At 44.5% G+C, this 13074-nt stretch carries 7 protein-coding genes; 2 read left to right on the top strand and 5 right to left on the bottom strand.

Annotated elements, in window-relative coordinates; translation table 11 throughout:
• Positions 1–56 precede the first annotated feature (56 nt).
• Positions 57–2687 (top strand): bifunctional acetaldehyde-CoA/alcohol dehydrogenase, encoded by a 2631-nt coding sequence (gene adhE / locus HC246_RS08920; RefSeq protein ID WP_318655961.1) that lies wholly within the window; start codon positions 57–59, stop codon positions 2685–2687.
• Between the two features lie 125 nt (positions 2688–2812).
• On the opposite strand, the gene HC246_RS08915 is transcribed toward adhE, so the two are convergent.
• The 3 genes from HC246_RS08915 to HC246_RS08905 all read right to left on the bottom strand — a co-directional run bounded on the left by HC246_RS08915 (position 2813) and on the right by HC246_RS08905 (position 9805).
• On the bottom strand, positions 2813–4882 hold the full coding sequence (locus HC246_RS08915) for a thioredoxin domain-containing protein (protein WP_169363077.1): 2070 nt from the start codon (positions 4880–4882) through the stop codon (positions 2813–2815).
• Between the two features lie 143 nt (positions 4883–5025).
• Positions 5026–8190, bottom strand: coding sequence for a PAS domain S-box protein (locus HC246_RS26725; RefSeq protein ID WP_169363076.1), 3165 nt, complete (start codon positions 8188–8190; stop codon positions 5026–5028).
• Between the two features lie 130 nt (positions 8191–8320).
• Positions 8321–9805, bottom strand: a complete 1485-nt coding sequence (locus HC246_RS08905; RefSeq protein WP_169363075.1) for an MFS transporter — start codon at positions 9803–9805, stop codon at positions 8321–8323.
• 218 nt (positions 9806–10023) lie between these two features.
• On the opposite strand from HC246_RS08905, the gene HC246_RS08900 reads away from it, so the two are divergent.
• Positions 10024–10590, top strand: a complete 567-nt coding sequence (locus tag HC246_RS08900) for a thioredoxin domain-containing protein (protein WP_169363074.1) — start codon at positions 10024–10026, stop codon at positions 10588–10590.
• 28 nt (positions 10591–10618) lie between these two features.
• On the opposite strand, the gene HC246_RS08895 is transcribed toward HC246_RS08900, so the two are convergent.
• Positions 10619–12193, bottom strand: coding sequence for a serine hydrolase (locus tag HC246_RS08895; protein WP_169363073.1), 1575 nt, complete (start codon positions 12191–12193; stop codon positions 10619–10621).
• Positions 12194–12270: 77 nt separating this feature from the next.
• The gene (locus HC246_RS08890; RefSeq protein WP_169363072.1) at positions 12271–13014 is read right to left on the bottom strand and encodes an RNA methyltransferase; all 744 of its coding nucleotides are present in this window, start codon (positions 13012–13014) and stop codon (positions 12271–12273) included.
• Positions 13015–13074: the final 60 nt, after the last annotated feature.

Genomic DNA, 13074 nt, shown 5'->3' with positions numbered 1-13074 from the left:
AGAATTAAAAATCTGTTACCAATCACCAATCCTAAAAAGCTAAAAGCTAAAAGCTAATAGCTAGAAACAAAAACGAGGAGTATTCACAGATGAAAGTTACGAATGTTGAAGAATTGGAATTGTTGATTCAGAGGGTAAAGATTGCCCAAGCGGAATTTGCTAATTTTACGCAGGAACAGGTCGATCGCATTTTCAAACAGGCAGCATTAGCCGCAAACGCGGCGCGAATTCCCCTTGCTAAGGCAGCAGTGAAGGAATCGGGTATGGGTGTCATTGAAGACAAGGCGATTAAGAATCACTTTGCTTCGGAAATGATTTACAACAAGTATAAGAATGATAAAACCTGCGGTGTTATCGAATCGGACAAGCATTTTGGCTATGAACGCATCGCCGAACCTGTGGGAATTTTAGCGGGGATTGTCCCTGTGACTAATCCCACTTCGACTACGATTTTCAAGTCCTTGATTGCGCTGAAAACCCGTAATGGGATCATCTTCTCGCCCCATCCCCATGCGAAGGAATGCACGATCGCGGCGGCAAAAATTGTCCTTGAGGCAGCGATCGCGGCGGGTGCCCCCCCCGACATTATTGGTTGGATTGATGAACCAACCGTACCATTGTCGCAGGCGTTAATGCAGCACCATGACATCAAGTTGATTTTGGCAACGGGGGGGCCTGGTATGGTCAAAGCTGCCTATTCTTCGGGACATCCTTCTATCGGTGTTGGTGCGGGGAATACGCCTGCCATCATTGATGAAACTGCCCATATTCAAATGGCAGTTAGTTCAATTATTCTCAGCAAAACCTTTGACAATGGCACGATTTGCGCTTCGGAGCAGTCAGTTGTTGTCGTCGATGCTATTTATGACGCAGTTAGAGAAGAATTCATCAAGCGTGGTGCTTATTTCCTCAATGAGCAAGAACGCGATCAAGTCCGTCAGGTCATTCTTACCGATGGACGTTTGAATGCGGCGATCGTTGGTCAGTCGGTTGCCGCGATCGCCCAAATCGCAGGATTTGAAATCCCTGACAATACAAGGGTTTTAATAGGAGAAGTCGAGGCAATCAATAAAAACGAACCCTTTGCCTATGAGAAGCTATCGCCAATCCTTGCCATGTATCACGCCAATGACTTCCATGATGCGGTTGATAAGGCAGAAGCATTAGTTCTGTTTGGTGGACATGGACATACTTCGGTGCTGTATACGGCTCCCAATAACCAAGATCATATTCGCTATTTCGAGCATAAGCTGGAAACTTCGCGGGTACTGATTAATACGCCATCCTCTCAAGGTGCGATCGGTGATCTCTATAACTTCCGCCTTGATCCTTCGTTGACTCTTGGTTGCGGCAGTTGGGGCGGGAACTCTGTCTCGGCAAACGTCACCCCCCATCATCTGCTCAATGTCAAAACTGCCGCCGAGCGTCGCGAGAATATGCTCTGGTTCCGTATTCCCCCCAAGATTTATTTCAAATCTGGTTGCTTGCCTGTGGCTCTGCGCGATCTCAAGGATCGCAAACGCGCTCTCATTGTTACCGATCGCCCTTTGTTTGAATTGGGCTTAACCAAAGAAGTGACCGACAGTTTAGAAGAAATTGGCATTGCCCACTATACCTTCTACGATGTCGAACCTGATCCTTCTCTCGCCACAGTCAATAAGGGCTTAGCTATTTGCAAGAGCTTCAATCCTGATGTGATTATTGCCTTTGGTGGCGGTTCGCCGATGGATGCCGCCAAGGTGATGTGGTTGATGTATGAACATCCAGAGATTGAGTTTGAAGGTTTAGCTATGCGCTTCATGGACATTCGCAAGCGCGTTTACGAATTGCCACCCTTGGGCGTAAAAGCCATTATGGTCTCTATTCCTACGACATCGGGAACAGGTTCGGAAGTAACTCCCTTTGCCGTTGTCACCGATGAGAAAACAGGGATCAAGTATCCTCTCGCTGACTATGCGCTGACACCCAATATGGCGATCGTCGATCCCTCGCTGACTTTGAATATTCCTAAACGCCTTACTGCTTATGGTGGTATTGATGCGCTCACCCATGCCCTTGAAGCCTATGTGTCTGTCCTTGCTTCGGAATATACCAATGGCTTAGCATTGGAAGCAATTCGCTTATTGTTCAAATATCTGCCTAGTGCTTACAAAAATGGGGCTAACGATCCCAAGGCAAGGGAAAAAGTGCATTACGCGGCAACGATCGCAGGGCTTGCCTTTGCTAATGCTTTCTTAGGAGTCTGTCACTCGATCGCGCACCAGTTGGGCGGTACTTGTCACATTCCCCACGGTTTAGCAAATGCCCTGATGATTTCCCATGTGATTCGCTACAATGCAACCGATGTGCCCTTCAAGCAAGCGATCTTCTCGCAAAATAAATATCCTAATAGCAAGTGGCGTTATGCAAGGATCGCGGACTATCTCAGTTTAGGTGGCGAGACGGAGGAGGAAAAAGTGGTAAATCTGATCGCAGCAGTGGAAGATCTCAAGCGGCAAGTGGAAATTCCTGCCACGATTAAAGATGCACTGATTGCACAGGGTACGAGTGCGGACTTGTTCCTATCCCATGTGGAGGAAATGGCAGATCGGGCCTTTGACGATCAATGTACTGGCGCAAATCCTCGCTATCCTTTGATTGCTGATCTTAAGCAACTGATGATGCAGGCTTATACGACCACAGCATAATCGCTAAATAGAGTTGTGGCACGAGCCACAACTCTATTTATAGATAATTCAAATAAAAAATAGGGCTTCGACTCCGCTCAGCCATCTATATACGTTGGCTGAGCGGAGTCGAAGCCTCTTTTACCTTATTTAGAACTGCTATAATTTAAGCCCACTCTAGTTGTACTGCGTAACAACTGCCGATCGCATATTTCTGGAGTAGTGGCAGGTTCTAGACAGGCAAACCCCTGACAGACCATCGCGATCGCATCGGGACTTGGTAAATGTTGATCGATGCGTAACATCACTGAGGGCAGATATTGTTGATTGAGATAAGCATATTGCTCAGGATTTGTCCGCACCAGCGTATGGTTACGGAACCAATCAAAGGCAACTAATAAACTAGGACAGGCTATAGGATTATTGGCAATTACTAGTCCAAAGCGTTTGAGAGCTAACTCGGCGCGATCCAGATATTCCAATTTCCCAGTGACACTTGCAAAACGGACTAAATTGGCGATCGCTACCCCATTGGGTGAAGGGGTGGCATTGTCTTGATAATTACGTTCTCGCAACAGCAAATGCTGACTAGACTCACTGGTAGTGTTGAAATAACCACCAGAGAGGGCATCCCAGAAATCACGATCAAATTCTGCTTGGATCGCGATCGCCTGTTGTAAATAGAAATCAGCATTTTCGGGGAGCGCTTGATGTAGATCGAGCAGGGCTTTAATCAAGAACGCATAGTCCTCTGATTGTGCTGCAACTGCCTCCTGCCCTTCGTAATTAATGCGTTGGAGATGTCCTTCAATCCATTGATGTTCGAGAATGAATTTAGCTGCATTAACGGCTAGTTGCTTATAGATTGGGTTTTGAAAAGCACGGTAAGCAGTCGCCAAACCTGAAATCATCAGGGCATTCCAAGCAGTAATTGCTTTAGTGTCGGTGATCGGTGGGACACGACCTTCCCACTCAATTTCCCGAATATCGTCTTGACTCCGCGCCACAGGAAAAGCATCGGTTGGACGGGAATATTCACCATAACGCCGACGGAATAACTTCAAGAGACAGGCTTCGGTTTCTGGGGATAAGTCTCCCAGCTTTTTGCGTTGTAAAACATTGCTTTCTTCAAAGTTGCCATTAACGGAAATTGTAAATTCCTTAATTAACAGATCAAGTTCCGTATTGCTAAAAATTTTCTTCAGTTCGGCAAAACTCCAGACCCAAAACTTGCCTTCTCGACCTTCACTATCAGCATCCTGTGAAGCATAGAAGCATCCTTCTTCGGCTAACATTTCTCGCTGGAGCCAAGTAGCTGTGAGTTCACAGGCTCTGGCGATCGCAGGTTCCTGTAAGCCTGATAACCAGAGATTGGCTAGATATTCCATGATCAAGCCATTGTCATAGAGCATCTTCTCAAAGTGGGGAACTGTCCAAGTATGATCGACAGTATAGCGATGCCATCCCCCTGCCACATGGTCAAAAATTCCACCCAAAGCTAAATCTATTCCTCTTTGCTGTGATTTGTCCTTGAGAATAGTTGTTTGAGATTCGAGATTGGCTGCCTCAAAGCGACTGGCTCGCAGTAGCAAATTGGCATAGGGAATCATCGGAAAACAAGTTCCATAATCGCGATTAGTGACGACTTCCGCACATTTAGCGATGCCATTAGTTAACACCTCATCACTAATGATCGGCACAGGAATCATCTTATTGATTTGGTGCAGATTCTTAACGATCTGATCTTTATAATCTTGGATATCTTGATAGCGATCGTAATAAATTTCGCAAATTGATTGCAATACCCGCAAGAACCCCGGTCTGCCATAGCGCGGCTCAATGGGAAAGTATGTACCACCATAAAAAGGAACTAAATCTTCGGGTACAAGAAACAAATTTAAGGGCCATCCACCACTTTCGCCCATGATCTGCACTGCTTGCATATAGATGCTATCAAGGTCAGGGCGCTCCTCGCGATCCACCTTAATGGCTACAAAGCGTTCATTCATATAGTCGGCAATCACCGTATCCGAAAAAGCCTCATGCTCCATCACCGTGCACCAATGGCAACTGGAATAACCGATCGATAAAAAGATCGGTTTATTTTCATTTCTCGCTTTTTCTAAGGCTTCATCGCCCCAAGGATACCAATCAATCGGATTATCGGCATGTTTGCGGAGGTAGAGACTTTGCGATCGCGCGAGACGGTTGGGCATAGGGCAAAATTGCGATGGGGTTTGGGTGCAGGTAACAGTAACTAAAGAGTGTAACTCTTTGTGAGTGATGGAACCAAGTGTCATTTGTAGCAAGTTATGTGAAGCAAGGGGTTGTTTTTTCACGAAGGTGAAAAAACAACCTGCTAGCTACTTAATAATGTCTGAATAGTTTCAGACAAATGTTTTAACTTGACGGGTTTAGTTAAATACTCAGTCGCACCAACCTGTAAACATCTTTCGCGATCGCCTGACATTGCTAAAGCTGTGAGGGCAATAATGGGAGTAGCGATTAGCTCTGGATTCGTGCGAATAATTTTAATTGCTTCTAAACCATCCATTTCTGGCATTTGAATATCCATTAAAATCAGGTTTGGCTTTTCGGCATTCGCAAGATCGACAGCGGCTTGACCATTGTGGGCTGCCAAAAGTCGATATCCTCGGCTTCTCAGATAGTCCCACATACTAGAAATATTCGCCTCATTATCATCAACGATGAGAATTAATTTAGAGTTGATGCCTGCTTCTGTTGTCAGTGGTGATGAGGATGATGCGGATATTGAGCTTGTAGATGGATCTGCTACAGGGGTTTGCGGCAATGGGCTGTATAGACTTGGATCATAGGGAAGGCGAATCGTAAATTTGCTCCCCTCATTGACCTTACTTTCTAAAAATACGGTTCCGTGATGCAGCTCAGCAATGCGCTTGACCAAAGATAGTCCTAAGCCCGTACCTGTATATTTACGATTGAGATCACTATCAATCTGCACAAAAGTTTGGAACAGTCTACCAATATCTTTTTGGGCAATCCCAATACCAGTATCAATCACTGAGAAGTCAATGAAATCTTGGGGAAAATTGTTTTGAGTATCAAGATGAGGAATATGGATAGTTTGAACTTCGAGCGTGATGCTACCATCTTCGGGCGTGAACTTGACCGCATTGGTAAGTAAGTTAATTAAGGCTTGGCGAATACGAAGCTCATCTACACAGATAGAAATAGGGTTAGAGGGGATTTGGGTGAGGAGACGAATATTTTTCTTGAGTGCCAGTTGTCTAACAAAGGTAAGGCTATCATTACAGATAGTTTGCACTATGTTTTCTTGGAGATGCAGTTCTAATTTACCTGCTTCAATTTTAGCAAGGTCGAGAATGTCATTAATTAGTTCTAAGAGATGATAACCACTCCTTTCAATAGTATTAACTGATTTTTTCTGGCGCTCATTCAAGGCTCCTAAGATCTCATCTTGCAAACTCTCAGCCATTCCTAAAATGGCATTGAGTGGAGTGCGTAGCTCATGGCTCATATTGGCGAGAAACTCATCCTTGAGACGAGTTGCGCGAATTAGTTCCGTATTGGCGAGTAATAATTGCTCCTCTACCTGCTTGCGATCAGTGATGTCACGGATTGAGGTCAAATAGGATAGCTCATTATCCCATTCGATCTTGGTCACTAATACCTCTGCTATTTTGACTTTGCCTGTACTAGTGTGGAAGTCCATTTCAAAGGGACGATCTATGGTGATGGGAATCCCTAGATCGACATCTTTGAGTTCGCCAATATGCAGGTTAAAGATTTTTTCGGCGGCAGGATTCGCAAAGATAATCCGTCCCTGTTGATTGAGAATGACGATGCCATCAGAGCTTTGGCTCACAATCGTTTGTAAATGTTGTTCGCTCTCTTGTAATGCGATCGCAGTTTGATAGTGACTGGTCAGATCGACAAAAGTGATAAAGTGTAATTCGTCAATGATTGTGCAATATACATTGACATGTTTGACACTACCATTCTTGGCGGTAATTCTTGATTCTATCGGTTCGGGGTCTCTATGTTCTCTAATCGCTTCAGCTAGTTGCTGATTAATAGTTGTCGCTACCCATTCGCGATATTCTGGATCAGGATAGGCAAGGGGCAGCCACTTCTCAAACGTCGAGACTTCCGAGAAGGAATAGCCAAACAACTGCTTAAAGCAGGGGTTGTAGTAGCGCATTTTTTGATCAGCGCCCTCAGTAATAATTACACCAGCGGGCAAATGTTCGAGGATTGTACGCTGTTGCATCTCGATCTCTTTGAGTCTCTGTTCCGCCAGTTTTCGCTTCGTGATATTCTGAGAATTACCGACGGTCTGCTTTACCTTACCATCAGCATCTCTAGCAAATACAGAAGATCGATCATAGAGCCACCGCCATTCGCCATTCGCATGTCTTGCTCGATATTCTATTTCAACAATAGTTCCATCCTTAGTAGTATCAAATTTCTTTTGCGATTCAACTACTTTCTTGACATCATCGGGGTGGATGATAATTGAGAAAAGATCTGAACCCATAGCTTGGATCTCTTCAGATGTATATCCAAGGATGGAAGATATGGCACTGTTAACATAAACATTGCATCCCTCTTGTAAGTCATAGATATAAATGATGTCAGGAGAGACATCAACAATACGCTGTGCGAAATATTGACTTTCCTGAAGCTTGACTTGAGCTTGCTTGATATTGCTAATGTCTAACGCCGCGCAACTAACGCCAATAACTGCACCCGATTTATCCAATAAAGGTTCTACGGTTAAGTCATAATATTGAGTTATCTGTTCCGAGGGAATTGCAACTTCATGACGTTCGCGAAGTCCTGTGTCTAATACCCGTTGTTTAATTTCTGTAAGCTGACGCGCCGTTGCATCGGTTGGCATGATATCGCTGTCGAGTTTGCCGATCACCTCATTTGCTTTGTAGCCCAATGCAGGGTTATAAATCCATGTATACCGTAAGTCTCGATCTTGATGAAAGACGACTATAGGGGCATTTTGGAGCGCAAAGGAAAATCTTTGCTCGGTTTGACGTAATTCGCGATTTTTTTGGATGATTTTGGCAATGATTTTTTCGTGGAGGCGTTGGTTCTTTTGCTCTGATATTTTCCGAGATGCAAGTTCATTTGTGATAGCAGTGAGCAGATTTTTCGTAGTAATTACCCCCATTGGATACCCTTGATCATCTAAAACTGGTAAATAGTTAATTTGATGTTTCTGCAATAGCACCATAACTTCATCGGGTTTACGAATTTGCGATCGCCTGATGGTGATTGGTGATTGGTGCATTACATCAGCAGTTTTTGTGTCTCCTAAATTTATCCCCGCAGCACAAAGCTGAACAATATCTTGTTCTGTTAGTATCCCCACTAGCGTTTCCCCCTCCATTGCCAACACACAACCAGATTGTGCTTGACCCATAAGACTTATTGCTTGAAGTACAGGTGTATGGGCGGCGATCGTAATGGGACTTTTATCATTTATCCAATCTAAATTATTAGACACTGGACGTAAAGACTTATAGTCTCGATCATATGCATTATTAATTATATATGCTAATTCATAGGCAATTGGTTGACCACTTCATGATTCTTTGGGTGATTTATATCCGAAAGCACCCATGGGGTGCTTTGATTTATTCGCTCGATTCACTTCCTTGTCTTCTTCTTTCTGCAAGACGCATCAATATCTCTGTATGCACTTCGCGAGTAATAGGGTAGAAATACGCCAACCCTAGACCAATGATTAAAGCGATCGTGGGTAAGGGGCCGATCGCTACTCTGATCGCAAACAAAGCAGAATCTGGCTGTACAGGCAAAGGTTGACAAGGAACACTTTCCTTAAACTTTGCCCAAGATAAACCGAGTCCTAGCAAGAACAAACCGAGCGCTAGACCGAATTTTTGCAATAGCACCATGAAGGCGTAGAAAATACCTTCACGACGTTGCCCTGTTTCTAGTTCATCCAGATCAGTGACATCGGGAATCATTGACCAAGGAATGAGATAAGCTGTAGAAACTCCAGCACCCGCCATAATTGCTAGTATGTAGAGCAATACCACTTGTCCTTCTTGCAAGAAAAACAATCCTGCTTGAGCAATAATCCAAATGCCAGACCCCATGAAATAGGCAGCTTTTTTACCGAATCTTTTACTAATTGCACTCCATACAGACAGCATAATTAGGGCAGTACCTTGAACGGCGATCGTAACAAGGATAAAATCACTCTCCTGCATTTTCATCCAATTGACAACAAAATAGGGAATGATCGAAGCAGTGATTTGTAGAGATAGCCAAGAACAGAAGTAAATTCCAATTACAAATAGAAATGGACGATTGTTAAAAACTATTTTTAACTGTTCTCCAAAGCTTAATTCTTCGTTATGCGTATCTAGAGATTCGTTATGGAGTCGGTGGCGATCGCTAGCGATCGCTCTCCTTTTAATTCCAAATACACACCAATAAATCGAAATGCTAGAAATAATCGCACAGACTGCGCCTAGCACAATATATTGCATTCCACCTGTATTACAACTACCAGTTTGCCGCGCAGGATCTTTGAAAAAGGCAAAGATGATTTGGGCAATAATGAGAGAGAGAATACTGCCGCCAATGGAGAAGGTAAAACGGAAAGTATTCAGACTAGTCCGTTCATTATAATCTTGAGTAATTTCAGGAGTGAGTGCGGTATAGGGAAGGTTAACGGCAGTGAAGAAGGTATTAAAGATGATACCGATAATCGCGTAATACCAAAAAAGAACCGTTTTGTCAGTACTAGGCACTAACCATTGCGCGAGGAATGTCAGTCCAAAGGGAATTGCCGAGTAAATCATCCAAGGCAGTCGTCTGCCCATTTTGGACTTAGTGCGATCGCTGAGGACACCGATAATCGGATCATTAATCGCATCAAAGATTTTGCCGATTAGTAGGACTAGTCCTGCGAGAGCGGGATCAAGACCTGCGACATTGGTAAAAAAGAATAAAAGAAAGAATGAGAGCAGATTAGTGGTAATGGAAGTACCCAGATCACCTGCACCATAGGCAAGTTTTTCACCAAAAGTTAGTTTGGCTTGCGTGAGGTCATAGGGTGAGGCATCAAAGGAATTCTCAGAATTACTCATAGGTTAATTGCGTAATTACAGTTTTTAGATAGTTGCTGCCAGTCTTGTTAGGACTCACCCTCGAAGACGAGTGGCGGCGCAAAGTACTGCTACTCGTCTTCGGGGGGATATGCAAGTGATGATAGCTATATCTGTTGTTTTTTAGAATTGCTATAGCATAGTGCAAACCTTGCTCGGCATAATGGAAATAGTCTTTTCCTTACTTTTGCTTAAGTGTTATGAATTCTGAAAATCCAACTAGTCCCCCACCTGCATCTAATCAGTTACGCAATTTATTAGTGGCGATCGCAGCAATTATTCTGACTACTGCCCTCTTTTTTGGTTTTCAGGCGCAGCAAAGCAGTACCTCACTGGATGCAGTTGCTGCCGCTGCCATGCCCATTGATGAAGCTCTGGCAAATGATAAGCCCACCACCATCGAGTTTTATGCGGATTGGTGTAGCAGTTGTCAGTCGATGGCGGCGGATAATTTGTCCCTCGAAAAGGAATATAGCGATCGCATGAATTTTGTGATGCTAAATGTGGACAATACTAAATGGTTGCCAGAGGTGACTAAGTACCGCGTTGATGGGATTCCCAGATTTATTTTTTTAGATCGCGCTAATCAGGCGATTGGTGATACGACGGGAGCCATCCCCCGCGAAATTATGGCAGCGAATATCGAAGCGGCGATCGCCAATCAGCCCTTGCCCCACAATAGTATTAGTAGCGATCGTACCTCGCCGATTACTGAACCCAAGGCAGCCGATATTTCGCAACCTAGAGATCACGGCACAAAGTCATAAAGAAAGCCCCGCATTTGCGGGGCTTTCTTTATGGTGTATTTGGTGACAACCTAGGGGATGCGCTAGGAGTTGAATTGGGCAGTGGTAGCTGAATATTTTCAATCACGCTAGTAGATCCTGCGTTAGTGCTTGTGGAATTGGTGGGATTATTGGCAGGATTAGCGTTATTAGTAGGGGGCGTGTTGTTCGAGGTGCTGGAACTATTAGAATTCGTTGCATTAGACGCATCGGGCGTACTTGTAGGATTAGAGTTATTATTCGCAGGCAATTTACCACCAGCAAGGAAATAGTCATAGGTTGCCCGTGAGATCTGCCGAATTAACTCATTGGCTCGTTGATCGTTATCAGGACGCTTGACCATCACCGCGATCGCATAGCGCTTGCCATTGGGCATATCAACGATACCTGCATCACCAACGACTGAGCGAATATCACCTGTTTTATGGGCAATTCGCGCATCTTCATCAATTCCCTTCGGTAGGAGCGTATTCGTAATAGGACGACGCATGATGTCCATAAAGCGATCGCGACTGCGTGGCTCGATTAACTTACCTTTATCGATCATCGCTAATAACGTCACCATATCTTGGGTACTGATAGTATTTGTACCTTCGAGATCGGGTAATTGATTATTAATGACAATATTATTCAGACCCCAAGATTTGAAGCGCTGATTTAGAGCTGCAACTCCTCCCAAACGTTTAATGATCATATTCGTGGCAGTATTGTCACTAATTACGATCATTTGTGTTGCTGTGGTAATTGCAGAGATCTTTGTACCTGTTTGTAAAAATTGAAAATCTCCCGCTTCCCCAACCTTGACATCAGGTGTTATTTCTAGGAGTTCATCAAGCTTGATCTTGCCTGCATCGACATCTTGGAAAAAAGCGACCAGAATTGGTGTTTTGATTGTGCTTGCGGCGGCAATTGTCTGATTTGAACCAATCTGGACATATGCACCAGAGTCTAGATCTACCACCATCATTTGCATGGATAGATCTTTTTCCTTGGCTGCTAATTCTTTGATCTTGTTAACCAGTGGTATAGCTTCAGTTTTGAGGCTAAGCGGCACAATCTCTTGAGTAGTTTTATTCGGATCTTCCTTAGCAATTGCTTCAGGTACAACTGCCTTGGCACGGGTTAACTGTTGGGTTTGCCAAAAGGACAGGGCTGTACCTGCGATTACGCTCAAGCCAACACCAGCGATCGCTAATCGAAGCAACTGCCAACCCAAGGATTTAGCAGGCGAAGATTTAATCGGAATCGGTCGATTGGTAGGCTTTTTGCGAGTTCGGACTTCAGTGCGATTTTCAGGACGATTTTCTGTCCTTGGCTCAGGACGAGCTTCGATTTTGCCTTGACGATTGGGTAAAGGCTTGACTTTATTTTCTAGGCGATTGTCGAAACGGGGATCAATGATTGGGTCAGGCGATCGCGTAGAATCTCGCAACAAACGAGGTCGGGAGTCACCACCAACCATAGGACGGGGAACGGCTTCACTATTGCTTGTCACAGCCTTGGTGCGACGCTCGCGCAATTTATTTAGTCGCGCTTCTCGACTTTTTTCGTTAGCGTCAGGCGATGAAAAGTTTCTTGGTTCCACTGCTATTTGTAACTCCGATTCAAGAATGTCTCTAAAGTTCTTTTGATGATGATTTGGAAAGCAAATCATCTAAAAAGTTATTGATCCGTAGCCCAATTGACTTGGCGCAAAATCCCCCGCAGCATGGCAACTTCTGATGGACTCAGATTCGCGCGATCGAAGATATTCCGAAACTTTCGCAACCGATGAGCGGCGGTATGTGGGTAAACATAGCCGATCTTTAGCAGTACTGCTTCAAGTTGCTGGTAGCAAGCTTCTATATCCTCGCGGGGTGCAAGGTCTATGGGTGCTGACTTTAGCAAATCTTGCGCGATTTGGCTAGTCAAATTTTCGTGACTTTTGGGATCGTCTCGCAGTAGTTGCCATTGATAGCAACAAACCCCCACGGCTTGGGCTAAATTTAGCGATGGATAGTCTGGATTGACAGGGATTTGCAGCACCTGTTGGCAATGTTGAATTTCGGCATTGCTCAAGCCACGATCCTCTGCACCAAAGACGATCGCACTAGTTGCAACCTGTGATAACCAACTCAATCCTTGAGGAGGGTTAGTTACTTTCATGTCTCCCTTATCGATGCGCCCTGCGGTGGCGATCGCCCTTTGGCAACCCATCAGTGCTTCAGGTAAACTCTCTACAATTTTGGCATTTTCTAAAATTTCACGGGCATGGACTGCCATATGGATCGCTTCATCACTGAGGCGATCGCATTGAGGATTAACTAGCCACAATTCTGACAGTCCAAAGTTTTTCATCACCCTTGCCACTGAGCCAAGGTTCCGCGCCCCCGCCGTCTCTACTAAAATAATTCTGGGATTTGGCATGGTTCGTTAATTTATGGTTTCCAGAAGAGAGTTGCGGCGCGAAGCGCCGCAACTCTCTTC

This window comes from Pseudanabaena yagii GIHE-NHR1, assembly GCF_012863495.1.
Lineage (GTDB): Bacteria > Cyanobacteriota > Cyanobacteriia > Pseudanabaenales > Pseudanabaenaceae > Pseudanabaena > Pseudanabaena yagii.
Note: the sequence above shows the minus strand (reverse complement) of the source record. Positions and strands in the feature narration are given on the sequence as shown.

Bases quoted from the DNA above. Each gene is read 5' to 3' on its own strand.
- HC246_RS08890 (WP_169363072.1), bottom strand. From the start codon at position 13,014: ATGCCAAATCCCAGAATTATTTTAGTAGAGACGGCGGGGGCGCGGAAC.
- HC246_RS08905 (WP_169363075.1), bottom strand. From the start codon at position 9,805: ATGAGTAATTCTGAGAATTCCTTTGATGCCTCACCCTATGACCTCACG.
- HC246_RS08915 (WP_169363077.1), bottom strand. From the start codon at position 4,882: ATGCCCAACCGTCTCGCGCGATCGCAAAGTCTCTACCTCCGCAAACAT.
- HC246_RS08900 (WP_169363074.1), top strand. From the start codon at position 10,024: ATGAATTCTGAAAATCCAACTAGTCCCCCACCTGCATCTAATCAGTTA.